At 68.9% G+C, this 24577-nt stretch carries 18 protein-coding genes; 3 read left to right on the forward strand and 15 right to left on the reverse strand.

Annotation, left to right across the window (positions count from 1 at the left end; genetic code table 11):
- Positions 1-33: 33 nt before the first annotated feature.
- Both VFK57_10250 and VFK57_10255 read right to left on the reverse strand, forming a co-directional pair.
- Positions 34-1836, reverse strand: coding sequence for an ankyrin repeat domain-containing protein (locus VFK57_10250; GenBank protein ID HET7696078.1), 1803 nt, complete (start codon positions 1834-1836; stop codon positions 34-36).
- 168 nt (positions 1837-2004) lie between these two features.
- Positions 2005-2316 carry a hypothetical protein gene (locus tag VFK57_10255; GenBank protein HET7696079.1) on the reverse strand — a complete coding sequence of 104 codons (312 nt, stop codon included), beginning with the start codon at positions 2314-2316 and terminating at the stop codon, positions 2005-2007.
- 62 nt (positions 2317-2378) lie between these two features.
- On the opposite strand from VFK57_10255, the gene VFK57_10260 reads away from it, so the two are divergent.
- Entirely contained in the window at positions 2379-3272 is an 894-nt protein-coding gene (locus tag VFK57_10260; GenBank protein ID HET7696080.1) for a hypothetical protein, read from the forward strand.
- Here the strand turns inward: VFK57_10260 and tsaA are convergent.
- On the reverse strand, positions 3265-3735 hold the full coding sequence (gene tsaA, locus VFK57_10265; GenBank protein ID HET7696081.1) for a tRNA (N6-threonylcarbamoyladenosine(37)-N6)-methyltransferase TrmO: 471 nt from the start codon (positions 3733-3735) through the stop codon (positions 3265-3267). The two genes, VFK57_10260 and tsaA, sit on opposite strands and share 8 nt — an antisense overlap.
- A 41-nt stretch (positions 3736-3776) precedes the next feature.
- Here tsaA and VFK57_10270 point away from each other — a divergent pair, with 41 nt between their 5' ends.
- Complete coding sequence (locus VFK57_10270) at positions 3777-4514, forward strand: hypothetical protein (protein ID HET7696082.1); 738 nt, start codon at positions 3777-3779, stop codon at positions 4512-4514.
- Positions 4515-4517: 3 nt separating this feature from the next.
- Here VFK57_10270 and VFK57_10275 read toward each other — a convergent pair whose 3' ends face one another.
- The 7 genes from VFK57_10275 to VFK57_10305 all read right to left on the reverse strand — a co-directional run bounded on the left by VFK57_10275 (position 4518) and on the right by VFK57_10305 (position 13480).
- Positions 4518-5216, reverse strand: a complete 699-nt coding sequence (locus VFK57_10275) for a hypothetical protein (protein HET7696083.1) — start codon at positions 5214-5216, stop codon at positions 4518-4520.
- Positions 5216-8938, reverse strand: a complete 3723-nt coding sequence (locus VFK57_10280; protein HET7696084.1) for a TonB-dependent receptor — start codon at positions 8936-8938, stop codon at positions 5216-5218. Before VFK57_10280 ends, VFK57_10275 begins: the two co-directional genes overlap by 1 nt.
- 69 nt (positions 8939-9007) lie before the next feature.
- Positions 9008-10033, reverse strand: a complete 1026-nt coding sequence (locus VFK57_10285; GenBank protein HET7696085.1) for a methyltransferase — start codon at positions 10031-10033, stop codon at positions 9008-9010.
- Between the two features lie 13 nt (positions 10034-10046).
- Positions 10047-10622 (reverse strand): hypothetical protein, encoded by a 576-nt coding sequence (locus VFK57_10290; protein ID HET7696086.1) that lies wholly within the window; start codon positions 10620-10622, stop codon positions 10047-10049.
- Positions 10619-11515 carry a hypothetical protein gene (locus VFK57_10295; GenBank protein ID HET7696087.1) on the reverse strand — a complete coding sequence of 299 codons (897 nt, stop codon included), beginning with the start codon at positions 11513-11515 and terminating at the stop codon, positions 10619-10621. Before VFK57_10295 ends, VFK57_10290 begins: the two co-directional genes overlap by 4 nt.
- 42 nt (positions 11516-11557) lie before the next feature.
- Positions 11558-12235 (reverse strand): hypothetical protein, encoded by a 678-nt coding sequence (locus VFK57_10300; protein HET7696088.1) that lies wholly within the window; start codon positions 12233-12235, stop codon positions 11558-11560.
- 45 nt (positions 12236-12280) lie between these two features.
- Complete coding sequence (locus tag VFK57_10305) at positions 12281-13480, reverse strand: cobalamin-independent methionine synthase II family protein (GenBank protein ID HET7696089.1); 1200 nt, start codon at positions 13478-13480, stop codon at positions 12281-12283.
- Positions 13481-13619: 139 nt separating this feature from the next.
- Here VFK57_10305 and VFK57_10310 point away from each other — a divergent pair, with 139 nt between their 5' ends.
- Positions 13620-17297 (forward strand): amidohydrolase family protein, encoded by a 3678-nt coding sequence (locus tag VFK57_10310; GenBank protein ID HET7696090.1) that lies wholly within the window; start codon positions 13620-13622, stop codon positions 17295-17297.
- 69 nt (positions 17298-17366) lie between these two features.
- Here VFK57_10310 and VFK57_10315 read toward each other — a convergent pair whose 3' ends face one another.
- The 5 genes from VFK57_10315 to VFK57_10335 form a co-directional block, all read right to left on the reverse strand.
- On the reverse strand, positions 17367-17846 hold the full coding sequence (locus VFK57_10315) for a hypothetical protein (protein HET7696091.1): 480 nt from the start codon (positions 17844-17846) through the stop codon (positions 17367-17369).
- A gap of 94 nt (positions 17847-17940) precedes the next feature.
- Positions 17941-19770, reverse strand: a complete 1830-nt coding sequence (locus VFK57_10320; protein HET7696092.1) for a DUF885 domain-containing protein — start codon at positions 19768-19770, stop codon at positions 17941-17943.
- A 33-nt stretch (positions 19771-19803) separates the two neighbouring features.
- Positions 19804-21078 (reverse strand): hypothetical protein, encoded by a 1275-nt coding sequence (locus tag VFK57_10325; protein HET7696093.1) that lies wholly within the window; start codon positions 21076-21078, stop codon positions 19804-19806.
- 275 nt (positions 21079-21353) lie between these two features.
- Entirely contained in the window at positions 21354-21890 is a 537-nt protein-coding gene (locus VFK57_10330; protein ID HET7696094.1) for a DinB family protein, read from the reverse strand.
- Positions 21891-21903: 13 nt separating this feature from the next.
- Positions 21904-24507: a prolyl oligopeptidase family serine peptidase gene (locus tag VFK57_10335; protein ID HET7696095.1), complete on the reverse strand. Its 2604-nt coding sequence runs from the start codon at positions 24505-24507 to the stop codon at positions 21904-21906.
- Positions 24508-24577 lie beyond the last annotated feature (70 nt).

The raw sequence follows: 24577 nt of genomic DNA on the forward strand, positions 1-24577 counted from the left end.
TCGGATGATAGCGCGCCGGCGGGGGCAAACGGATCACGGCCGTTCGAGGCGCGCCGCCACCGCGGCGTGCCCCTTCCGCTGCGCCCAGGCGAGCGGCGTCGCCCACGGCATGCCGGCGCGGGCGGCATCCGCGCCACGGCTGAGGAGCAGATCCACCATCGCCAGCTGCCCGCGGCGGGCGGCCACGCCGAGCGGCGTCGAGCGGTATTCCTCGTCCACCGCGTCGATCGCGGCGCCGTGGTCGAGCAGCAGACGCGCCTTGCCCATCTCTCCCTCCGCTGCCATGTGATGCAGCAGCGTCAGGCGATGCCAGTTCATGTGGTTCGGGTCCATGCCGCGCTCGAGCAGGAACGCCGCGGTCGCTTCGTGCTTGAAGTAGTAGTACGGCGCCCACTTCGAGACCGGCGGCACGCGGGCGCCGAGGCGGATCAGGAACGCCAGCACATCGTGCGCGCCGGCGTTGGCGGGCCCGGCAAGGATGCCGTCCCCCCATTCCTCGTCGTTCAGGATCGCCGGATCCGCCGCAATCAACCGCTCCGCGACGTCGAAGCGGCGCTCGATCACGGCGCGGCCGATGTCGTCGTGCCTGCCTCGCGATTCAATGCCGCCGTGCGCGCGGAGCAGCGCCAGCAGCGCCGGCTTGCCGCGCGCGATCATCATCGGCGTTCCGCTCGATTCGACCATGCCGTTCGGGTCGGCGCCGTGCCGCAGGAGCAGTTCCGCGAGATCGGCGCGATCCGCGTATGCCGCGGCCCACAGCGCGTGGCCGCGCGGCGCCCCTTCCTCCGGCAGCGCCGGATCCGCGCCGTGCTCGAGCAGCAGCCGCGCCAGCTCGAGGTCGCCGCGCCGCACCGCGCCCGAGATCGGGCGATGATGATTCGTGTCTTCGTCGTTGGCCATGGCGCGGTCGCGCGCGAGCGAGCGGCGGACGAACGCGGCGTCGCCGAGCAGCGCGGCAAGGAACATCGTGTAGCGTGCGCCCCGCGCCAGCAGGAGATCGGCGATGGCGCGCCCTTCGGGGGACGGAGCCCCGGCGGCGGAGCCGGTCATCAGCGCGAGGTGGATGGGGCGATAGCCGTCGCCGCGGATCGCGTCGGCGTCGGCGCCGGCATCGAGCAGCATCCGCACCATCTCCATGCTGCGGCGGCGCGCCGCGTGGTGCAGCGCGGTGTCGCCGGTCTCGTTCGCCGCGGCCGCGAGGGCGGCATCTCTGGCGATCTCCGCCTGCACGCCGCTCAGATCCCCGTCCCTGGCCGCGTCGATGATGACGCGGGTTCCGTCGGCGACCCGAAATCGTGTCGCCAGGTGCCGCCGCACCAGATCGGCCACCTCCGCATGCTGGTGATCCTCCGCGATGGTGAGCAGCGAGTCGGCGAACGGATAGCTGCGATACGCGAGGTCGGCGCCCCGCGCGATCAGCAGCTCCACGATTCGCCGGTGGCCTTCGCGCGCGGCGAAATGGATCGGCGGCGTGTAGTTGTACTCGACGATCGCCAGCCCGGGGGCGCGCGCGATCAAACGCTTCATGCCGGCCAGGTCGCCCGCGCGCGCCGCGACGAACGTCGCATACACGTCGTCGGTCGTCACCGTCGTGCCGTCCGGCAGGGCGTAGGGACGGCCGGGCCGCAGTTCCACCGGCCGGATCAGCGCGGCGGTGAGCGCCGCCCCGGTCCTGGCGCCGCGAACGTGTGCGAGGAGCCGATCCCATCGGGTGAAGCCGTACTCACGCGCGAGCAGCCGCTGCGCGTCCGACAGCCGGATGCCCTTGTCGCGCGCGAGGTCCTTGGCCTGTTTGCGGAGCTGTTCGATCGACGGACGGGATGGGAGGGAACGCATGGGATCTCCTTTCACAGCGCCCGTGTCCGCCAGCCGGGCTGAAAGAAGATCGAGAGACGGTCGATATTGCGCGCACAGGTGGGCTCGGCCCTTTCCGCGGACGGGATGCGCCCTGCGACGCGTCCTCAGGCTACGGGGTCTCTGCCTCCGCGTCAAGGCGGCGCCGGACTATGGCGCGCGGCCCGTGAGCTCGCCGAGCGGCGCGATCTTCACGTCGTCCATCGCACACCACCAGGCGTCGTGCTTGCCGAACCAGAGGGGATGGGTCTCGTGCAGCGGACACGCCGGCCAGGTCGGATCGATGAAGCAGTCGTGAATGTAGGTCTGGAGCCGATCGACGATCGCCCGCGGGTCGTCGTCGGGCACGTTTCCCAGCCGGCGTTCGAGACGGGTGAATGCGGCGGCCTCGCGGCGGGCGGAGGCGCCCAGCGTCGCCTCGACGTCGCGGAGCACGAGTTCGACGACTTGCTCGTAGGTCACGGCAGGCCTCGGCCGCGACCGCATCCTACTCCGATTTGCGTTGTCGGCTATCATCTGCGGTCATGGGCCGCACACTGTCTGCGGTGCTGCTCGCCGGCGCGACGATCGTCGCGTTCGATACGATCGCGCGCGCGACCGCCGCGCAGGACCGCGCCGACGTCGCGGCGCTGATCGCGCGCGTCGGCGACCGCGTGGCCGCGTACTACCGTCGCGCCCAGCAACTCATCTGCACCGAGCAGTCGACCGTGACGCCGATCCGATCCGACTGGGGGCCGGACGGATTCGCCCGCATGGTCGAGTCCGAGCTGCGCGTCGAGATGGAGGGCGCCGACGGCGACGGACTGCCGGCGGCGCGCGTGACGCGTCAGATCCGCCGCATCAACGGGCGAGAACCGCGCGAGCGGGACGCCAGGGATCGCTCCGGCTGTACCGACCCGACACCCCAGTCGCCGGAAATGCTCACCTTCCTGCTGCCCGGCTATCGTGAGGAATACCGGTTCACGGCAGTGCGGGATGGCCGCGAGCGTGATCGCGCCGCGCTCGTGATCGACTTCACCTCGATGCAGCGGGCGAGCCGGCCGGAGCTGATCCGGGACGAGTACGGCCACGACGACTGCTTCGACTGGAAGGGACCGGTTGCCATCAGAGGACGGTTGTGGGTCGACGCGAGAACGCACGACGTGCTGCGGCTCGATCGGCACCTCACCGGCCCGACCGACATCCGGGTCCCGGAGCCGCTGCAGCGGAAGTACCGGTTCACACCATGGCTCACGCTCGATCGCGACGACGTGACGCTGCGCTACAAGGAGGTCGCGTTCAGCGATCCCGACGAGACGCTGCTCCTGCCTGAGTCGATCGAAATGGTCACGGTGGTGCGCAGCGGCTTGCAGTCCACCCGCCGCACGCAGGTCTTCAGCAGCTACCGCCGCTTCCTGACGGGAAGCCGAATCAAGTAGCCTTTCGCCTCGCCTCCGCCTCCGCGAGCCACCCGCGCCGGAGTGCGTCCTGGGGAACGCTGGACAGGTACGGTTTGATGTCGAGGATCGGCGTGCCATCGAGCATGTCGACGCCGGCGACGCGCAAACGGCAGCCGTCCCGGCCGAGCAGCTCGACCACCGTCAGCCCGATCGGGTTCGGCCGCTGCGGCGATCGCGTGGCGAACACGCCATGCGGCCGATCGTCCGCAGGCGGCCACGCGGTCAGCTCCACATCGGCGACGCGATCGAAGTGCCACAGCACGTACAGATGCGAGAACCCCTCGATATCGGCGAGCCCGGCCTGGTACCGCGGATCGATCTCGAGAACTCCTTCCGCTCGATGCTCCGCGCCGAGCCCCTTCGGGATCTCCGAGGTCTCGCGGAACGGCGACCGCACGCGGCCAATCGAGGTGAAGGTCACGCTGGAAGGCGAAACAGCCATGACACAGAATCGCATAACGCGGGTGTTAGCATTACCGGATCATGCCGCTCGTCCGTTCGCAGCCTTCACCCGACGAGAACATGGAGCCGCTGCGCGCAAGGCTCGCCGAACTCCAGGCGCGCCTCGGCGAACGCTCGGCCGAAATCGCGCGGGTGCAGGCGGACCTCCAGGCGTTCCGCCTCCGCTACCGGCGGGAAGTCGGCCAGCTGCACGAGGAGCTCGACGAACTGGAGCAGGCGATCGCCGAGGCAGAGCTCGGCGAGCTGTCCAGGCTGGTGGACGGCTCGCAAGGCCCGGCGCCGGCGGCTCCCACGGCCGGCCCGGCGGATACGCCGGCGCGTTTCACGTCCGACGCCGTTCGCCGGCTGTTCCGTGACGTCGCCAAGACGATTCATCCCGACCTCGCGGCCGACGAGCAGACCCGCGATCGGCGCCACCACCTGATGATCGAAGCCAATCGCGCCTACGCGCTCGGCGACGAGGAGCGCCTGCGCTCGATCCTCGAGGCGTGGGAGCGAAGCCCCGAGGCGGTGCAGGGGACCGATCCCGAGGCGGCGCGGGCGCGCCTGGTCAGACGCATCGCGCAGGTCGAAGAACAGCTCGAGTCATGCGCCGCCGACCTCGCCGGGATGCAGGCGACGCCGCTCTGGCAGCTGAAGACGATGGTCGACGCCGCCGCCGCGCGCGGCAAGGATCTGGTCGCCGACATGGTCCGCCGCCTGAAGCGCGACATCACCGCCGCCCGCAACCGCCTCGACGCGATGCGCTGGAATCCGTAGCGGTCACCACATCACGCGGGCGCCGGCACTGACCGCGAAGCGCGTCGACGATCGGTGTTCGTCCTGGAAGCCCGCGCCCGCCGGGCTGTCGCCGCGGCGCAGAACGAAATACCGCGGCTGGAGCACCACCGCGAGATGGGGCGCCGCCTGCACCGGCAGGTCAACGCCCGCGACGATCGCCGGCGATCGCCCGTACAACGTGCGCTGCTCCGTCGCACACTTCGTTCGCGGCTCCTGCGGAGGCGTGCAACTGCCCCTGAAATGCTGGTGGACGAGGATCCCCGCGCCCCCGACCACGTCGACGGCCCAGGCCCCGCGCCCCGCCAGCCGGCCGCGCAGCACACCGGCAACGACGTGTTCCACTTCGCGTCCGGCGATCTGCGTGCGGCCGACCCCCACCACGGTCGAACCCGTCAACACACTCGGCTTCGAGTACTCGACGCCGGCACTCAGGCGCGACCCCAGACCGATGCCCGTGTCGATCGTCCACGTCCGCGAGGAGGCGTTCTGGTACAGGCGCATGCGCGCCTCGGGATCCCTCGTCGCAAAACCGAACGAGCCGCCGGCAAACGCCCGCGGCATGGGAGGAACCGCGTCACTGCCGGGCTGCCCGGCCGCGGCAATCGCCGTCGACAACCAACCGAACAGCACGAAGCAGCAGATGGGGACGCGGCCCGCCGGCACGCTGACGGTGGGCGGCATCAGAAGTAGAACTTCACCCCCAGCTGAACGATCCGCGGCGGCACGCGCGTGTCGGTGATGAAGCCGAAGCTGCCCGACGTCGCGAGAATCGTCGGATCGCTGAAGTTCACCGTGTCGAACAGGTTGAAGACTTCCATGCGCAGCTCGAGCTGACCGCGCGCGACCGGGACCTTCTTGAACACGCCGAAGTCCACCTGGAAGAATCCCGGCCCGGTGAACTGGTTCCGCGCCGAACCGATCTCCCCCGCCTCCGGCGTGCCGAACGCGGCCCGCTCCTCGGCGGTGAAGTACTCGACGCCCCGATCGGTCCGGCGCACGCGGCCGATCGACGTGCTGCCGGAGTAGGTCGCACGGTTCGACGTGCCGCTCCCGCTCGCGGTCGCCACGCGCGTGCCGCTGTCGTAGAACGTGAACGTGTTGAAGCCGGAGAACACGGTCAGCGGGAACCCGCTCGACATGTCGAGAATGCCGTTCACCTGCCACCCGCTCACCAGCCCGTTGACGAATCCCGAGGCGTCGGACAGGAAGCGGCGGCCGCTGCCGAACGGCAGATCCCAGATCGCGTGCCCGCGAACGACGTGCCGCACGTCGAAGTCGGAGCGCCCTTTGTCGAGCGCGAGGCGCTTCGGATCGGACGGCACCACCAGCTCGGTGCCGGCGCCGCGGGTGTCGTTCGAGACGTCGTCGGTCGACTTCGCCAGCGTGTAGTTGGCGCCGAAGGCGAGGCCGCTCGCCAGGCGCTTCTGAATCTGCAGTTGCAGCCCGTTGTACTCCGAGCTCGAGCACGAGCAGCCGAGACCGGCGAGACTGAACTGCGGGTTGGGGCGGAAGAAGGTGTTCGGCAGCCCGGCGGCGAGCAGACCGATGCCGATGGTGCCGCGGTCCAGCGCGTCGGCGAGCACGCCGGCGTTGCTGTTCTGGATATCCGGGAAGCTGCTCGAGGGAATCGTGCCGCCGAACAGCCGCCCGAGATTGCCGGTCGACTCCCCGACGTTCGCGTTGCCGCTGGCGAGCAGGTTGCGGCGCGCCGCCTGGAAATCGCGGATGAAGCCGTTGGCCACGAGATCCATCGTGTTGACGTTCATCATCCGGAACAGCTTGCGCCCGCGCGATCCGACGTACGACGCTTCGATCAGCGTGCCGCGCCACAGCTCGCGCTGGATGCCGACGACGTACTGGTGCACGTAGGGCGTGCGGATGTCCGGATCGAAGAACAGCGGCTGCTCGTTGCGGTTGGTCGGCGGCGTGCGGTTGATGGACGGCGGCGTCAGCAGCGCCGGCACGCCGTTGCTGATCGACACCGTCGTCGCCGTCTGCGGATTGGGCAGCCGGGCGGCCTTGAGGAACTCCTGCAGCCGCAGGACCTGGTCGGATCCGGCGATGGTCACATCCCGCGGCGCGACCACGAACTGGTTCAGCGACGTGGCGGGCTGCCGCTGCTCGACGACGTTCAGCGCCCAGGTGATGAGCCGCTGATACGCCAGCCGGTAGCTGGCGCGGATCGAGGTGCGGCCGTTGCCCTTCGGATCCCAGGCAATGCCGGCGGATGGCGCGAAGTTGTTGTTGTCGCGCGCGAACCACTGCCGGCCCGTGCCCGGTCCCGCCTGCACGAACGTCACCGGCCCCTGGCTGCCGTCGAGCGGCTTGTCCGGCTGCACCTGCACGCCGGCGGCGTCGTACGGCACGCTGTTCAGTTCGTACCGCAGGCCGAGGTTCAGCGTCACGTTGGGCCGCAGCCGCCAGTCGTCCTGCACGTAGAAGTTGTATTCGCCCATGCGCTGATCGAGCGTGAGCGGCTGCAGCGCGACGAACTGCTGCCCGTTGCTGTAGAACGCCTGGTCGATGCGGCCGATGCGCCCGAGCAGGACGTTGTACAGCGTGTTCAGATTGTTGCGGTCGGTGGCGTTGATGCCCGACGCCGTGAGATCGACGCGGCTGCCGTCCGGACGGACGGCGCCGAGCGCGTTGATTCCGCTGAACGCCGCGTCCAGGCGGCTGAACGTGATGCTCGGATAGATGCCGAACGGATTCCCCGCGCCGCGTGCCTGCGAGATGTAGTACCGGCGGACGTTCACGCCTCCCTTCAGCGCGTGCCGCCCGCGCATCCACGTCAGGTTGTCGAGGAACTGCAGCTCGGTCGGCTTGCGCGACGTGCCCGGCCAGTAGACGAACGGGCTCGAGAAGATGCAGCTGCCGCGGCAGATCTCGTAGGTCCTGGGATGCTGCGGATCGGCGAAGTCGAGCACGTTGCGCGTGTAGCCGCCGGTGATCTCGTTGACCAGGCGGGTGGTGAGCGTCCATTTGTGGCCGATCGACGCACCCTGCTGATCCGACAGCCGGACGCGCGCCGGCCAGCTCATCGGCCTCGGCGTCGTGTTGATGATGTCGTTGATCAGGTCGTTGCGGAACGCGTTGCTGTAGCGCACGAAGACCGACTGGTCGCGATTCAGCGTGAGGTCGAACCGCGTCGTGAGGGAATCCACCGGCGCTTCCGACGGCGAGTTCCAGCGGTAGCCGGCGGTGTTCAGGCCGTCGCCCGTGGTGAAGTCATTCGGCAGCGGCAGGAACTTCAGGATCTCGTTCTGCATCACCGGATCGAGGCCGAGTCCGCGCGGATCGTTGGCCGCAAAGCTGTAGGACGACACGGGCACCAGCGGATTCCCCGACCCGTCGACGCACGAGGGGCGGTTACGCGCCGCCGTCTCGCCGGCGCAGGTCTGGGTCACGAACCGGAAGACGCCGTTCCGCAACGACGCGGTCGGGACGGTGACGAGCTGGCTCGTTTCCTGGGTCCGCCGCATGCCGTCGTAGTTGGCGAAGAAGAACGCGCGGTCGCGCCGGATCGGGCCGCCGACCGAGCCGCCGAACTGGTTGCGCCGCAGCTGCTCCTTGGGCAGCCCGGCGATCTTGTTGAAGTACGAGTTCGAGTCGAGCGCCGTGTCGCGGAGGAACTCGTAGAGGATGCCGTTCAGCGTGTTGGTGCCGCTGCGCGTCACCAGCTCCACCTGGCCGCCGGCCGAGCGGCCGTACTCCGCCTTGGCGTTGCTGGTGATCACCCGGAACTCCTGCAGCGCTTCGGGATTCACCGGCGAGTTGGTCAGCTCGCCGCGCGGGATCACCGGATCGGAGATGTCGATGCCGTCCTGGGTCGTCGTGATGCCGCGCCCGCGATCGCCGTTGATGTAGTGCGTCGCGGTCCCCCCCGACGACGTCGCTTCGGCGCTGTGCCCCGCGACGCCGGGCACCAGCCCGATCAGGTGCAGCGGGTTCCTGCCGTTCAGCGGAAGCGTGACCATCGTCTCCTTCGTGACCAGCGTGCTGACCGACGACTCCGTCGTCTGCACGATGGGCGATGCGCCGGTGACGACGACCTCCTCGCGGAGATCGCCGGCCTGCAGCACGATCGAGAGGTTCAGTTCGCTGCCGACGGTCAGGACGTTCTGCCGGTTGGTCACCGGCTTGAATCCCGTCAGCTGCGCGTGAACGGTGTAGGAGCCGACCGGCAGACTGGGAAACAGGAACAGGCCCGACTCGTTGGTGACGGTCTCGTGGCGGACCCCGGTGGCGTCGTGCGTGACCACGATCGAGACGCCGGGGACGATGGCGCCGGTGCTGTCCTTGACGAGTCCGGAGATCCGGCCGGTGCCCGACTGGGCCGCGGCGGGAACAGTGGAGAGAAGGAGGGCGAGAATCTGCAGCCACGAGGAGCGTGAACGTCGCATGGACAACCTCCTGTGCGAGGCTGATTATGCCGCGGATCGTGGCCGGGTGGCTCGTCTTTGTGACGAAGGTCACTTCGTCGCGGTCATCACGCCCCGCGCCGCCGCGGTGTCCCGGTAGACGGGATCGCGGAACCCGGCGCCGGCGAGATAGCGCTCCATTTCACGCGTCGAGTAGCAGCGCCCTTCCGACGAGTGCATCAGGAGCACGGAGTACTCGGCGACGTGAAGCGGTCCGTCCTTGGCGGCGTTCAGGAATGCGTCGTGGATGACGATCAGGCCGCCGGCCGGCAATGCCTCGAACGACTTGCCGATCAATTGCCGGACGACGGGCTCGTCCCAGTCGTGCAGGACGTTGGAGAACAAGTGCACGTCCGCGTCGCCGGGCAGCGGATCCGCGAGCATGTCGCCGGCCGCGACCCGCACCTGCCCGGCGCAGCCGCGCCTGGCAATCGCGCCGGCGGCGATCCTGTCCACCGGCGGCTTCTCGAAGACGGTTGCGGCGAGGTGCGGATGGTGGGTCACCAGCGAGCAGGCGTAGACGCCCGATCCGCCGGCGATGTCGAGCAGGTGGCTGCGCCACGCGAGATCGACGGTCTTGGCGACGGCCTGCGCGAGATACACGCCGCGGCAATCCATCGCCGCGGTGAACTGGGCGGCGAACGCCTCCGTCTCCATCGCCTTGTGCCAGTCCTTCTCGTTCTGCTGGCTGCCCCAGCTGGCCGGCTTCCCCGTCCGCAGCACCTTCAGCAAATCGAGCGCGACCGGACGGTTCTTCAGCGACTCGAAGTACGGGCCGAGAAACCAGGGCGAGCTGCTCACCAGGTGCTCGCGCGCGAGCGGGGTCAACTTGAAGATTTCCCAGCGCTCTTCCAGCAGCCCCATGGCCGCGAAGAGCGTCAGCATCACGTCGGTGGGGCGTTCCGTGATCTCGAAGGCGCGGCAGATGTCGTCCTTCGTCGCCGGCGTCTTGTCGAGCCACGAAAACAGGTCGAGGTGGACGATCGCCGTGAGCAGCATGTCGGCGGCGTAGATGCCGTCGCGGAGACGATAGATGCCGACGGGATCGGTGTCAGGCGCGGTGCGCAGGTCGAACATTCAGCGGCCGATTCTACGTCAACCGCTTGTCGGCGGCGGCGATCGATCCGCCGAGCAGGCCCACGATCGCGCCAATGCCGGCCGCCACGGCGAGCTTGAGCGGCAGCTCCTTGACGAACTCCACGAGGATGAACGTCCGCAGGCTCTCGAAGCCGCTCGCCCGGAAAACCGCCATCATCCGCTGCCAGTCGGCGCGGGCGGTCAGATCGTACAGGAAGAGATTCACCCGCAGGAGGTTCATCAGCCCGAACACGAAGAACGTCGCGAGCGCGATGACCGCGCCCGTCGCGAGGCCGGACCCGACGCGGCCGTCACGCCGCGCGGCGCGGAAGGCGGCGAACGCCCATGCCGCGAACATCGGCCCGTAGAACCGGAGCAGCGCGGCAATCGTGTCGTCCGACAGTGGATACAGCCAGCTGAAGACGATGTTGCAGGCACCGAAGATGACGCCGAGGATTGCTCCGGCGCGCAGCGTGCCCGACAGAGCGATCGTGATATGAGGTGGCGGTGCAGGCGCTCGGCCGAAGAGGGTCCGCCGGAGTGCGGCGATGAACCCCGCGCGGAAAGGACGGCGTGGCTCTTCGGTCATGGCTCTGCCTCGCGATGACGGAGGATCCAGACGACGAGCACGCCGAACAGGAAGTTGGAGGCGGCGGTCTCGATCAGGTGGCTCAGGCGCACGCTGGCGATCGGCATCAGCGGATTGGCGAGAATCTGCGCGATGTTCTGCGGCGCGCTGAACAGCAGCGCGACGAGCAGCGCCGTGCGCGGGGTTGAGACGCCGGAACCGCGCACGATCGGCAGCGCGCAGCAGACCCACAGAAGTCCGCGCCCGAGCTGGAAGGCGAACAGTCCCGGGTCGCTGCGCAGGACGCTGCGCGTGTGTGCGACGAACGGCAGCGGATCGCCGGGCTGGCCGTAGAAGGCGCGCAGCTCGGGATTCTGCCACGCGATGAAGTAGCCGGCGGTCCAGTAGAACGCGACGTAGAGGACGGAAAGGACCGCGAGCTTCCAGGTCCATTCGATTGCCGAGAGCGCCGGCCCGTGCGAGGCGGCGGACTCGTCCCCGCGCTGCCACTTTCCGAGAATGCGTACGGAGAGCGGGACGAAGACCAGTGCCGTCGGCACACCCATGACGAAGAGCCGCGGCAGGACTGACTCGTCCACGGTCAGGGACGACAGGAAATACCACGTCTCGATCTGCGTGAGCAGCGTGACGGCGCCGTAGTACGCCAGCGCCAGGCTCAGCGCAAGCTTCCATCCTCGCCAGCGCGAGGCGAGGACCAGCGCCGCGACCACTCCCACGTTGACGAGCGCGATGATCAGCACGCCCGCCCCTGGAGACACCAGTCCGGGTTCGGACGCGGCCGGATCGGGCAGCGCGCCGGCCACGGCGGCCGATCCGATCACGAAGCAGACGAGAAAGATCAGATACAGCAGCGCCAGGCGCGGCAGCAGCATGATCATGGCGTGGACGCTCACGCGTGAGGATGTAGACGTATCGGCCCCGGCCCGAGTTTCGCGCTACGCCGGCGATAGTCGCAGGTTCGCGAAGTCGCCGCCGGACGTGTTGCCGACCCACACGCCGACCAGCCCCTTGCGGCGGTCGCTCAACTGGTCGACGGCCAGGCTGGGCTGCCTTGCGTCGCCGACGAACACGCTCACCTTCGGGCTGGCGACAACGATGCGGGCGTGGAACCAGCCGTTCGGATCGGGCGGCGGTTCGAGCCCCTTCTCGTACTTGCCGGGGCTCTCGGCGCGGAGCTTCTGCCACGGATTCGCCGGGTGCGACACGTACTGGACGGCGCGCGCCCGCCGTGCCTGATCGTCGGTGCGGAAGTTGAAGGGACGGAAATAGATCGCGTCGTAGGTCGTTCCGTCCACGCCGTGGAACGCCACGCCGACGAAACTCTGCTGCTGGACGTCCTTGCCGCGGATATCGATCTCGATCGTGCCGTTCGCGAACTCGATCCCGGGCACGTAGGCGACGCCGTCGTTCTCGCGCTCGCTCATCCGCACCCCCTGGCGCGCGCCATCGACGAACTTGCTGGCCGCGCGGTTGAATACAGTGAGCTTGCCGCTCTCCGCGAGCGCCGCGAGATCGACCGCCATCGGCTTCGGTTGCGCGAAGACGACGGCCTGGCTCGATCGGAGCAGCACCGTCCAGCCAACCGCGGAAGTGAAGAAGTCACGTCTGGTCATCGCCGCTTCCTTTCTGGTCGGCGCCCGTCGACCGGGCGCGCTCGCCTACGCTCCCGTCTTCGGCACGATGTCGGTCTGCAGCTGCGGATCCGCAGCCGGCACCGGCGACAGCGGCAGCCCCAGCTCCTGCCGCACGATGTTCGCGCCCTGCGCGATCGACACGGTCTTGAAGAACGCGATGTCCCGGTTGCCGCCCTGGCGCCCGAAGCCGCAGTCGCTCGACAGGATCAACTGCTCCGGGCTGATGTGCTCCAGCGCGCGGCGGATTCGTGCCGCCACGTCTTCCGGGCGATCCACCTGCAGCGTCCGGTGGCTGACGACGCCGACCGCGACTTTCTTCGGCAGCCGGCCTTTCGTGCGCCCGAACAACTCGATTTCCCTGAATTGACGATCGGTCATCTCCACCGTCCAGACGTCTCCCTTGAGCCGATCGAGATACAGGTCGAACGACGTCTCGTAACGGTCGTTCTCGATCACCCGCTGCATGTTGGGATTGCCCCAGCAGGTGTGAATCCAGATCTCGACGTCGTCCAGTCCCTGCACCTCGCGGTTGAACGCGTCGATCATGAACCGCACTTCGTCGCTGTCCGGGCCGTACGTGTTGGCCCAGAAATGGATGGTCGGCTCCTCGATCTGCATCAGCCGGCACCCTGCGGCGCGCAGGGCGAGCAGTTCCTTGTTCATCGCTTCGGCCATGTCCCAGATCACCTGGCGGTGATCGGTGTACTTGGCGGTGTGAATGTCGAGGAACAGGCCCATCACCTGCGAGCAGCACGTGCCGAACTTCACGGGCCGGTTGGCGCGCGCCTGCGCCAGCCGCCAGATCTTCGGGTAATCGAGCGGGCGGTGCGCGATCGTGTCGACGACCCGCGGCCAGCGCCAGCCGGTGTAGATCTCGTTGAGGAGCGTGCCCGGGGGATAGCGCAGCCACGGCGATCGCGTTTCCTCGGACTGGAGATAGTCCCCCTCGAACCCCGCCCAGCGCTGCAGCGGATAGTGATGCCACGACCGCCCCGCCATGTCGTCGTCACAATGCAGGTCGCCGTGGGTCACGATGTCGAGCCCGGCGCGCTGCTGGTCGGCGACGACCGTCGACATCGCGTCGCCGAACTGCTCGCGATACCGCGTGTCCATCATGCAGGTGTCGAGCGGCCGGCCCCACATGCTCATGTCGAACCAGCGCGGCCGCGGCCAGGATCCGGTGACGGTGGTGGGCAGGACGAGATCTTTGGTGACGGTCAGCATCGCGCCGCGGATCCTAGCACCACGGCGGCTCGACGTCGCGCCGTCGCCGGGCTGCGCAGACTGCGGCCGCGATCGACCGCCGGAGCATGGAAAAGTGCGGCCGCGCCCTATAATCAGCTCTCCAACCAAGAGGTTCGCCATGTTCAGACTCGCCTCCCGCCTGCTGTGCCTGGTCGCCATCGCCGCGATCACGTCATATGCCCCGTACGCCCAGACCCGCGCGCAGAACGACAAGGCCGCGGCCGACGCGATCAAGAACAAGGGGCTGCCGCTCCTCACGGAACGGTCGCTGTCGTTCACGACGTCGGAAGCGACGTGGCTGTCCCTCGATCTGTCGCCGGACGGCAAGACCATCGTCTTCGAGCTGCTGGGGGATCTCTACACGCTGCCCGTCACCGGCGGCGAGGCGACGCGCATCACCAGCGGACAGGCGTACGACATGCAGCCGGCGTTCTCGCCGGATGGCAAGAAGCTCGTGTTCATCAGCGATCGCAATGGCTCCGAGAACGTCTGGGTGGCCAACGCCGACGGCACGAAACCGCGGGCCATCAGCACCACGGAGCGCGAGAGCTACATGTCGCCGACCTGGGCGCCGGACGGCGAGTACGTGATCGTCGCCAAGGGGGCGCAGCTGTGGATGTACCACGAAAGCGGCGGATCCGGCGTGCAGATGACCGGCGTCAGCAGCGGCCCCGCTCCCGCCGGCGGCGGTTCGGCCCCCGCGGCTCCCGCGATCCTCGGTCCGGCGTTCGGCAAGGGCTCGCAGACGCTGTGGGTCAACGTCCGCGGCACGGTGCGCCCGGGACTGGCCACGCGCCTGATCGCCGACGAAGCGGACCCCGATTACGATCCGCACACGCCGCTCCGCAGCTCGGCCCGCGTGGTCGGGCCCTATCAGATCGCCCAGCTCGATCGGGAGAACGGCAGGCTGCTGGTGCGCACCCACGAGGGAGAGGGTGCGTTCCGTCCCGTGCCGAGCCCTGACGGCAAGTGGCTGGTCTACTCGACGCGCTACGACGCACGGCAGGCGTTGAAGCTGATCGATCTGTCCACCGGCGAGGATCGCTGGCTGACGATGGACGTGCAGCGGGATGACAGTCAGGGCGGCGGCGCGCGCGATCGCGACGTCTACCCGAAGTCCGCCTTCACGCCCGATTCCAGCTCGCTCATCACCAGCTACGACGGCAAGATCTGGCGCGTCGCGGTGCCGAGCGGCGCGGCGGTCGAGATCCCGTTCACCGCGAAAGTCGATCAGCAGCTCGGGCCGCTGGTGAAGTTCGACTATCCGATCGACGACGAGAAGCTGCGGGTCTCGCAGATCCGCGGCGCGCGCCCGTCGCCGGACGGGAAACGCCTCGTCTTCACCGCGCTCGATCGCCTCTGGATCGCCGACCTGCCGCAGGGGCGGGGCACGAAGAAGGAAAAGCCGGCCGCGGACAGCGACAAAGACGCGGCGCAGAAGCCCGGCACCGAGCAGAGCGCGACGCCATCCACCGAGCAGACCGCCAAGCCCGCCGCCGAACCGCCGGCCGCAGCCGCTGCCACGATCCGCAACGCCCGCCGGCTGACCGCGTCGACGGATGTGGAGCACGGACCGGTCTGGTCCCCCGACGGACAGTTCATCTCGTACGTCACCTGGAGCGACGAGGACGGCGGACGGATCTATCGCGTGCGCGCGGATGGGACGGGACAGCCGGAGCGGCTCACCGCCGTCGCCGCGTTCTACGACAAGCTCGCATACTCGCGCGACGGGTCACGCTTGGTCGCCGTGCGCGGATCGAAGATGCACCGGATGCGGACGCTCGAGGATTTCGGCAATCACAGCGGCTCCGCCGAACTGGAATACGTCTGGCTGCCCGCCGCCGGCGGCAGCGTCTCGAGAATCGCGTGGGTGGCCGGCGGCTCGACGCAGCAGGGACGTGAAGCGCCCCACGTGGGCCCCGAAGCGGATCGTGTCTACGTCTGGGCCGGCTCCGAGGGGCTGCTCTCGATGCGGTACGACGGCACCGACATCAAGACGATCGTCAAGGTCACCGCGCCGGCGCCGCCGCCGCTTCCCGGCCAGCAGGGTCCGCCGCCCACGCCCGACGAGGTGATCCTCTCGCCTGACGGAAAACGCGCGCTGGCGCGGGCCAACCGCAACGTCTACATGATCGTCGTGCCGCCGGTGGCCGGCGCCGCGCCGACGGTCTCGGCCGGCCCCTCGTCATCGGTGCCGACATGGCGGCTCACCAAGGTCGGCGGCGACTTCATCGGCTGGACGACGGACAGTCAGGCGGCGTACTTCTCGATCGGACGCAGCTTCTTCCTCCACGACATCGCGTCGCAGGCTGAAGTCGACGCCGCCAACCGCGTCAAGGCCGAGACCGAAGCGGAGCGCGGGGCGGCCGCGTCGCCCGAGAAGCCGTCACCGGAACCGCCCGCGGCGGGATCCACGCCGGCGGACACGCAGAAGCCGCCGGCGCAGAAGCCGCCGGCCCCGCCGCGCATCCCGACGCTCGAATACGAGCCCCACCGCGTCGACGTCGAGATCGTCGTCGACAAGGACAAGCCGAAAGGGACCATCGCCCTGCGCAACGCCCGGCTGATCACCATGAAGGGAGACGAAGTCATCGCCCGCGGCGACGTCGTCATCACCGACAACCGCATTACGGCGATCGGGCCGAGCGGCAAGGTGGCCATCCCGGCGGGCGCGGTCGTGCGCAACCTCGCCGGGAAGACCATCATGCCGGGACTCGTCGACACCCACGCGCACACGTGGGTGTCGTGGGGCGTTCACCGCAGCCAGGTGTCGCAGTTCCTCGCGCAGCTCGCCTTCGGCGTCACGACGCAGCGGGATCCGCAGACATCGTCCGAGGATGCGTTGACGTATCAGGACCTCATGGACACCGGCCAACTGATCGGGCCGCGTCTCTATTCGACCGGCCCAGGCGTCTTCTCCGCCGACAACATCCGCAGTCTGGACGACGCGCGCGACGTGCTGCGGCGCTATTCGGACCACTACAACACCAAGACGATCAAGCAGTACATGGTCGGCGACCGCAAGGTTCGCCAGTGGGTGATCATGGCCGCGAAGGAGCTCGGGCTCACCCCGACGACCGAGGGGGGATCGAACTTCACCATGAACCTGACGCTGATGCAGGACGGCTACGCCGGCCTCGAGCACTCGCTGCCGATCAGTCCGTTCTACGACGACGTAGTGAAGCTCGGCGCGGCGAGTCAGATCACGTACACGCCGACGCTGATCGTCAGTTACGGCGGTCCGATCGGGCGGCAGCACTACCTGACGGCGATGAACCTGGACGACGAGCGCCGGCTGCGCCGCTTCACGCCGCACGACGAGCTGGACAAGTGGAAGAACACCGACTGGAACCGCGCCGATCAGTACGTGTTCCCGCTGCACGCGAAGCAGCTCACCAAGTGGGTGAACGGCGGCGGCAGGATCGGCCTCGGATCCCACGGCGAGGTGCAGGGCATCGGCGCGCTGTGGGAGCTGTGGATGATGGCCTCGGGCGGCATGAAACCGCACGCAGCACTCAAGGCGGCGACGATCGGCGGCGCCGACGCGATCGGGTTCGCGAAGGATCTGGGCTCGCTGGAGGTCGGCAAGCTGGCGGACCTTCTGGTGCTCGAGGCCAACCCGCTGGACGACATCAGGAACACCGGCAGGATCGCCGAGGTGATGAAGAACGGCCGTCTCTACGATGCGGCCACGCTGAACGAGACGTATCCGCGCCAGAAGGCGCTGGATCCGCAGTGGTGGTGGAAGCTGGAGCCGCCGGCGGCGCCGCCGGCGCGCAAGCGCAGCGGGTCGTAGGGCGGGATGCGACCGGTGAGCGGTTGTCCGTCCGGTGGGTACCCGACGACGACGAACGTCGTCATCGGTTCAATCCACCCAGATCAGCAGCCGGAATGCCCCCTGTGACGCGTAGTCGACGACGATGCCCGGGCCGTAGCGCTGGACGTCGGCGACGGTGAGCCGGAAGCCTGCCGGCGCGATCCCCAACTGCGAGATGATGTTGACGGTGCTGAACCGCATCAGCCAGAGCGGCACGTCGGTGCGGACCAGCTCGCCGTTCTCGCTCTTCCAGTTGATCACATGGATGGTGTTGACGGGAACCGTGCTGGCCTCGACGGGCCGGTTGATGCGGATGTCGGCACGGCGCGGGTCGGTGATCTCCACGAGCGGCGGGCGCGGTCCGAACCGCGCCTTGACCGCGTCGATCGCCTCGATCGCCTGCGCTTCGCTGCCGCTGCGCGTCTCCATGTGGCGCAGGACGAAATAGGCGCCGGTGGCCCCCAGCGCCGCGAGCGCGAGCAGAATGACCGCGCCGCCGCCGATCGTGACCTTGACCCAGGTGCGCACGACGCCATCCTCTCAGTCGCCGCGGTTCCGCGCAACCCCGGCAGGTGAGCGCTGACGCCGACGGTTCCGGCTCGACGCCGATCGCCTGCGCCGGCTATCCGTTGGTGGCGCGGACGTACTCCTCGACGTTCCCGGCGAGCACGTCGAGCGGCACGTTGCCGCCGAGCACCAGCGTGTCGTTGAACGCCTTGAGATCGAACTTCGCCCCGAGCGCGCCTCTGGCCTTCTCGCGCTGGCGGTTGATCTCGCTGTGTCCCACTTTGTAGCCGCAGGCCTGCCCGGGCCACGAGCAGTAGCGATCCACTTCGCTTGCGACTTCGTGCGGATTCGAGCCGTTCACGTCGACGAAGAACCTGACGCCCTGCTCGCGGGTCCAGCCCTTGGCGTGAATGCCGGTGTCGACCACCAGCCGGCAGGCGCGAAACGCGATCGACTGGAGATACCCGAGACGGCCGACCCGGTCGTCCGCGTAGGCGCCCAGCTCGTCGGCGAGCTGCTCCGCATAGAGCGCCCATCCTTCCGAGTAGGCGTTGAACGCGAGCAGCTGCCGGATCAGCGGCATCTCGTGGGTGTATTCCCCCTGCCAGATGTGTCCGGGGATCGCTTCGTGGAACGTCAGATCGGCGAGGCTGTACTTGCTGTGCAGATCCGTGGTCCGCAGGTTGATCCAGTAGCGTCCGGGGATCTTGCCGTCAATCGATCCCGCGCCGCCGTAGGCGCCGGGCGCGCCGGGCTCCTCTTCGGGCGGCAGCCGCTTGACTTCCATATTGGGCGTCACCAGCGTGTTGAACGCCCGCGGCATCTGTGCGCGGATCCAGTCCAGGCGGTTGGCGATGAACGCCATGATTTCCGCCCGCCCCTTGTCCCCGGCGGCGAACTTGTAGCGCGGATCCCTGGCCAGCGCCTGCATCCGCTCGCCGACGGAGCCCTGCGCGTAGCCGATGTCCTTCAGGATTCCGTCCATCTGCGCGTGCAGGCGCTCCAGCTCGCTCAGGCCCATCTGATGGATCTCGTCCGGCGACATGCTCGTCGTCGTCGACGCCTTCAGCGCCCAGCGGTAGAACTCGTCGCCGCGGGGCCGCGCGGCGATGCCGGCGGCGTCGGTGGCGACGGCGCGCTGCGCCTGCAGCTCGCGCAGCTGTCGCTCCAGCGCGGGCGCGATCTCCTGCGCGGCGATGGTGCGGGCGCGGCCCGCCCAGTCGCCGGGAATGTTCCTGGCGCGCCGCTCGATCGATTCGACGACGCTGCCGCCGGCGCGGGCGCTGGCGATCGACAGCGTCATCTGCGCCAGCGCCTTGTCGATCAGGAACGCCGGCGGCACGAGTCCGGCGGCACGCGCCGCCTGCATGCGACCCAGCTCGCCGTCGAGCTGCTTCGCGTACGACTGAAGGCGCGACAGGTAGGCCTCCGCGTCCGCCGCGTTCTCGATGCGATGATCGCTGTCCAGGAACCGCGGCACGTCGAGGTAGGCGCCGACGTTCTGGATCACGACGTACGGCGTGTTGCGCCAGCCGCCGACGGTGATGTCGCCGTACGGCAGCGCGAACCCCTCGAGCGCGGTCGCGTAGGCGCTGCGCACCACCGCGATGCTGGTGCGGGACGCGTGCGACAGGCCGGCGGTGTTGAACGCGCTGATGCGATCGAGATCGGCGCGGACCTGCCTGGCGACGCGCTGCTGACCTTCGGCCGAGCGATCGGCGAGCTGCGAGCGCAGCGCCGCCCGGGCGCCGGTGTCGACGCCGAGCGAGGTCGCCGTCTCGGGAAACAGCCGCAGCAGGTTCTCCGCCGCACTGTCGAGCAGCTCCTTCGCGCCGGCGTCGGTGGTGGTCGTCGCCGCCGGCGCCTTGTCGCGCGCGCACCCGGACATCAGCGGCAGCGCGGCGGCGGATGCGAGCGCGGCCAGCGCTTCACGGCGGCTGAGCATGCGCTCATCATACTTTCTGTCCGCCGGCGGCGGTCACGCCGTTCCCCCGCGCTCCGCGATCAGCCGCAGCGACTCCCGGCTGACGAAGATCTTCGCGTGGTACCGCTCTCCCCAGCTGAGCGGCGTCACGCCGCGGTACTCGCGGATCGGCCCGCCGCCATGTCCGTGCTCGAGGCCGGCGCGAATCGAGGCCCGCACGCTGGGATCCGCGCCGCGCGCCAGCAGGAGCCGCGTGAACTGCGCCTCGTCCGGCTGCCCCTTGCCGTAGTTCACCCAGAAGTTCCGCTGCGACACGACGGTCGAGAACAGCGCCGTGTAGCCGCCGAAGCCGTCGCCGTCGATCGCCGCGCGTGCGTCCGGATCCATGCCGCGATCGAGCAGCCACCCGGCGACCTCGACCTCGTCGAAGTACGCCGCGACGTGCAGGAGCGTCACGCCCTGCAGCGGCGTCCCCTGCGCCACGTGCGGCTTGCCGGCGCACGCAGGCGCCAGCGGATAGACGTCGGCCTTGTCGAACGTACGCGTGAGGAGATCCGGATCGCGGGCGAGATGCGCGGCGAGCAGGTCGATCCGGCCGCGATGGAGCGCCATGATCGGCGTATCCGGCAGCTCGAAGCCGTGCTCCACGTACATCTCCAGGATGCGATGCTTCGCGGGCGGATTGCGGCTGTCGGTGCCGAGGAGGTGCTCCATCGTGTTGTAGTCGACGCGGCCGTCCGGCTTCACTACCCGCGCGCCGAGCATGAGCAGCGCGGCGGTGCCTTCCACACTCAACGTATACGCCGGCCCCGCCAGCGTCCACCGGTCGAGCGACGGCCTCCCCGCCAGCTCGTAGATCATGCGCACGGTGTCGGCCTTGCCGGCAAGCGCCGCGCGTCCCGCCGCGTGCTCGAGATCCCGGGCGCCAAGGCGGTGAAGCAGGCGGACGATCCGATCGCGCCCGAGATTCGCGGCGTAGCTCATGGGAGGGCCCCAGTTGGTGTCCTTCCCGATCAGCACGTCTTCATGGATCAACGACGCGTCCCGTTCGAGGAGCGCACGGACCGCGTCCACGTCGTCGCGCCAGATGGCATCGGCGAGCTGCACGGCATGAACGAGCCTCGTCCAGCTCGACGCCTGATACGCGCGCGCCAGCACCAGCTGCGCGTCGGCCAGCCTGGCGGACGCGGGATCGACGCCGGAGGGATGGTGCTCGCGGAATTCCGCGATCGCCGCCGGATCGCCGGCGTGCGCGGCTTTCAGGAGATCCTTGGCCTGATGATGGAGCTGATCGGAATCCGGGCGGATCGGCAGGCGGCGGGCGGGCATACGAGCCTCCTTCAACAGCCCGGGGTCCGCTGGCGTCGGGCAAGGAGGTTCGGCGATCGTGTCCGAACGTCGTTCACTGACTCAGGTGGACTCGGTCCTGCCCGCGGACGGGGGGCGCCCTGGAACGCCTACGGGAAGGTAGCACAGAACGGTGCGCGGTGCGCGGTGCGCAGTGCGTCAGTGCGTCAGTGCGCAGTGCGTCAGTGCGGCAATCGGGCAGGTTCGGACAGGTGTGAACGGACCACGATGCCAGAGCCCGAGCGACGAGCCGCTCGTCATGGCCGCGGGGCTCCTGGCGCCAGGTAGCGCTCCCGCACGATCCGGAGATGGTGTTCCACGTGCCCGGCGGCGAGCCAGGCGAGCGCGCGGACGGTGAACGGGTTGCCGCTGGCGATGCCGCGGCCGTCCCACGCAGCCTCCGGCAGGTCATCGAACAGGGACACCGTCGCCGCGCGCACCGAATCCAGCTCGTCGACCAGGCTCCGCCACGTTCGCGCGTCGAAGCGCCCCGCCGCGATCGAGACGTTCTGATCGAAGCTGGGCATCTCGCCGTCGAGACCGCGCGCGAACCACATCGCGCGGGCGGCGAAGACGCGTTCCGTATCCGACAGGTGCCCGACCACTTCACGAAGCGTCCACTTGCCGGCGTCGTACCGGAACCCGGACTGCTCCGGCGCGACGCCGCCGAACAGCTCGCGCATCTCGCCGCGCTGCCGCGTCAGCGTCTGCCGGATGTCCCCCTCGGGCACCACGTCGATGTAGCGGAAGTAGTACTCCGCCGCTTCCGATCGTTGCGGGCGCGCCGTCGTCATCGCGACCATCCGGCTAGTGCTGCGACGTCCCCTTCTTCGGCGGCTTCACGTGCGTGTCGAGCCAGTTCACCATCTCCCAGATCACGTGCCGCCGGCTCTCCCTGGCGATGTAGCCGTGCGATTCGAGCGGGAGCTGGACGTAGCGGACGTTTCCGCCGTTGCCCTTGAGCGCCGCGAACATCCGCTCGGACTGCACCGGGAACGTCCCCTGGTTGTTGTCGTGGGTGCCGTGGATCAGCAGGATCGGCTCCTTGATCTTGTCGGCGAAATGGAACGGCGACATCTGATCGTAGACCTCGGGCGCCTGCCAGTACGTGCGCGGCTCGGCCTGGAACCCGAACGGGGTGAGCGTCCGGTTGTAGGCGCCGCTGCGGGCGATGCCGGCGCGGAACAGATCCGAGTGCGCCAGCAGGTTGCCGGTCATGAACGCGCCGTAGGAGTGCCCGCCGACGCCCATGCGGTCGCGATCGCCGACGCCGAGCTCCTCGAGCTTGTCGATGGCGGCCTTGGCGCTGGCGACGAGCTGCGGCACGTAGCCGTCATTCGGCTCGACGCCGTTCTTCCCCACGATCGGCATCGTTGGATTGTCGAGCACGCCGTAACCGGCGGCGAGCAACAACAGATGGTCCGCGCGGCTGGGACGACGGAACTGATACGGCGATCCGGCGACCTGCGACGCCGCGTCCTCTGACATGAACTCCTGCGGGTACGCCCACAAGAAGAACGGCAGCTTCCCGTCGCGGGCGCGATCGTATCCCGGCGGCAGGTACAGCGTGCCGGAGAGCTTCACCCCGTCCGGACGGGTATAGGTGAGCAGCTCCGCCTTGACCGTCGAGAAGAACGGCGCCGGATCGGGAAGATTCGTCAGGCGGCTCGCCTGCTTCGACGCGATGTCGACGACGTAGTAGTCCGGACGCTCGCTTGCCGATTCCCGCCGGACGATCGCTTTCGCCGCCGACGCATCGAGGAGCGCGACCACCGCTTCGTAATTCGGCGGCGCGGACTGCCAGAGCCGCTCCGTCCTGCCCGTCGCGATCTCCATCCGATCGAGGTACGGGCGATCGCCGTCTTTCTCCTTCGACGCGCCCGGACCGGTGAGGTAGTAGAACCGGCCGTCCGGGCTCGTGATGGGCAGCTGGCGATCGCTTGCGAGATCGTAGCGATACATCAGGCTGCCGGGGGCGTTGATGCGATCCTCGATGTTGTAGTCCCAGAGCGGCCGCGGCGGGCCGCCGTCCGGCAGCGACGGATCGATCACCCAGGTGCGGGCGCGAGTCTTCTGCGAGCTGAAATCGCTGACCAGCGCGACCTGCGGGCTGAGCCACTGGAGGCCGCCGTAGCGCATCTCGGTGTCGAGGAAGGGCTGTGGCTCTCCCGTGAACGGCGCCGGCAGCATCGACACGCGATCGCGCTTCGCCACCAAACGGCGCGGATCTCCGTCGTCCAGCGCCTGGACCATGATCAGGGTCGCCGGTTGATCGGCGCGCCAGGTAATGGTGCGGACGCCGGGCGTGGTGGAGTCGCGCATGCTCGGCTGCGCTTCGACGAGCGGCCGGTCGTAGACGGTCTTCATCAACTCGCCGAAGGTGGTCCACACCTCGGTCCTGACCGGGAAGCTGCCCTGGCCGACCTGATACGAGTAGGGGCGATGCGTCACGCGGGTGAGCAGGTACTTGCCGTCCGGCGACGCCGAGGGCAGCGCGTGCACGCCGGGCTTGCCGATCGGGGTCATCTTGCCGTCCAGCCCGATGCTCACGAGCTGCGAGGTCATGTAGTAGTCGAACAGCGTCTCGTCGTGACGGTCCTTCAAGAGATACGTGTTGGTGCGCGCCGGGACGGCGCGGCCGTAGGATTCCTGCACGATGGGTCCGGCCGGCGCGTCGGATCGCTTCGGCTCGGCGCCGCGCCCTTCGGGAAACAGCAGACAGACGGCCGGCGCGCGTCCGGCCGTCCACGCGCATCCGCCGGCGACGTAGTTCACCCGCGGCGGCGTCAGGCGCTTCGCCGTTCCCGCGTCGACATCGGCGACCCACAGTGCTTCCCCCTCGCGGGTGGTGGCGCTGAACAGGAAGTGCCTGCCGTCTCTGGTCCAGCCGCCGGACGGTTCGAGGCGTCCCGGGATCTGGCCGCCGGGCGCGGTGACGGCGCGGCTCGCGCCGGTGGCGGCGTCGAAGATGTGCAGCGTCATCCGGTCCGGCGTCATGACGAAGTAAGCCAGCCGTTTCGCGTCACGACTCCACTGCGGCGGGGTGAGGCGGGCGCCGTTCGGCACGGGGATCGTGATCTCCGCGCCTCCGTCCACCGGCTTCAGTGACGCGGTCCGCACGCCTTCGAAGTCGATGCGGTGCTGCGGCTGCGAGTAGAAGCGGCGGCCGGCGAGATACATGGTCGGCTCGGCCAGCTCCGCGATGGTCGTCTCGGGCACGTCCGACGTCGTGATCAGCAGCCACTTGCGATCGCTGCTCACGGTCACCACCGGCGGCGCGGGTGAATCGAGAATCTTCGTGATGGCGTCTGGCGGCGTGCGATAGCCGTCCTGCGCGGAGCCCGGCAGTGTGATGAGGGTCGCAGCGATCAGCCCGATGGCGGCGCGGCCGGCGAAGCGAAGCAGGATCATGGGCGTGCTCCTCGGATTAGTTGCGCTAGCATACGCCGACTCGCGGCCGGACGAGCGGCCGCGTGGTGGA

The sequence above is a fragment of the Vicinamibacterales bacterium genome, assembly GCA_035699745.1.
Lineage (GTDB): Bacteria > Acidobacteriota > Vicinamibacteria > Vicinamibacterales > 2-12-FULL-66-21 > JAICSD01.

Excerpts from the sequence above, each read along its gene's own strand:
- VFK57_10305 (HET7696089.1), bottom strand. The coding sequence starts at position 13,480 with ATGCTGACCGTCACCAAAGATCTCGTCCTGCCCACCACCGTCACCGGA.
- tsaA (HET7696081.1), bottom strand. The coding sequence starts at position 3,735 with ATGGCTGTTTCGCCTTCCAGCGTGACCTTCACCTCGATTGGCCGCGTG.
- VFK57_10260 (HET7696080.1), top strand. The coding sequence starts at position 2,379 with ATGGGCCGCACACTGTCTGCGGTGCTGCTCGCCGGCGCGACGATCGTC.
- VFK57_10320 (HET7696092.1), bottom strand. The coding sequence starts at position 19,770 with ATGCTCAGCCGCCGTGAAGCGCTGGCCGCGCTCGCATCCGCCGCCGCG.
- VFK57_10275 (HET7696083.1), bottom strand. The coding sequence starts at position 5,216 with ATGCCGCCCACCGTCAGCGTGCCGGCGGGCCGCGTCCCCATCTGCTGC.
- VFK57_10290 (HET7696086.1), bottom strand. The coding sequence starts at position 10,622 with ATGACCGAAGAGCCACGCCGTCCTTTCCGCGCGGGGTTCATCGCCGCA.
- VFK57_10335 (HET7696095.1), bottom strand. The coding sequence starts at position 24,507 with ATGATCCTGCTTCGCTTCGCCGGCCGCGCCGCCATCGGGCTGATCGCT.
- VFK57_10330 (HET7696094.1), bottom strand. The coding sequence starts at position 21,890 with ATGACGACGGCGCGCCCGCAACGATCGGAAGCGGCGGAGTACTACTTC.
- VFK57_10325 (HET7696093.1), bottom strand. The coding sequence starts at position 21,078 with ATGCCCGCCCGCCGCCTGCCGATCCGCCCGGATTCCGATCAGCTCCAT.
- VFK57_10310 (HET7696090.1), top strand. The coding sequence starts at position 13,620 with ATGTTCAGACTCGCCTCCCGCCTGCTGTGCCTGGTCGCCATCGCCGCG.
- VFK57_10270 (HET7696082.1), top strand. The coding sequence starts at position 3,777 with ATGCCGCTCGTCCGTTCGCAGCCTTCACCCGACGAGAACATGGAGCCG.
- VFK57_10300 (HET7696088.1), bottom strand. The coding sequence starts at position 12,235 with ATGACCAGACGTGACTTCTTCACTTCCGCGGTTGGCTGGACGGTGCTG.
- VFK57_10285 (HET7696085.1), bottom strand. The coding sequence starts at position 10,033 with ATGTTCGACCTGCGCACCGCGCCTGACACCGATCCCGTCGGCATCTAT.
- VFK57_10280 (HET7696084.1), bottom strand. The coding sequence starts at position 8,938 with ATGCGACGTTCACGCTCCTCGTGGCTGCAGATTCTCGCCCTCCTTCTC.
- VFK57_10250 (HET7696078.1), bottom strand. The coding sequence starts at position 1,836 with ATGCGTTCCCTCCCATCCCGTCCGTCGATCGAACAGCTCCGCAAACAG.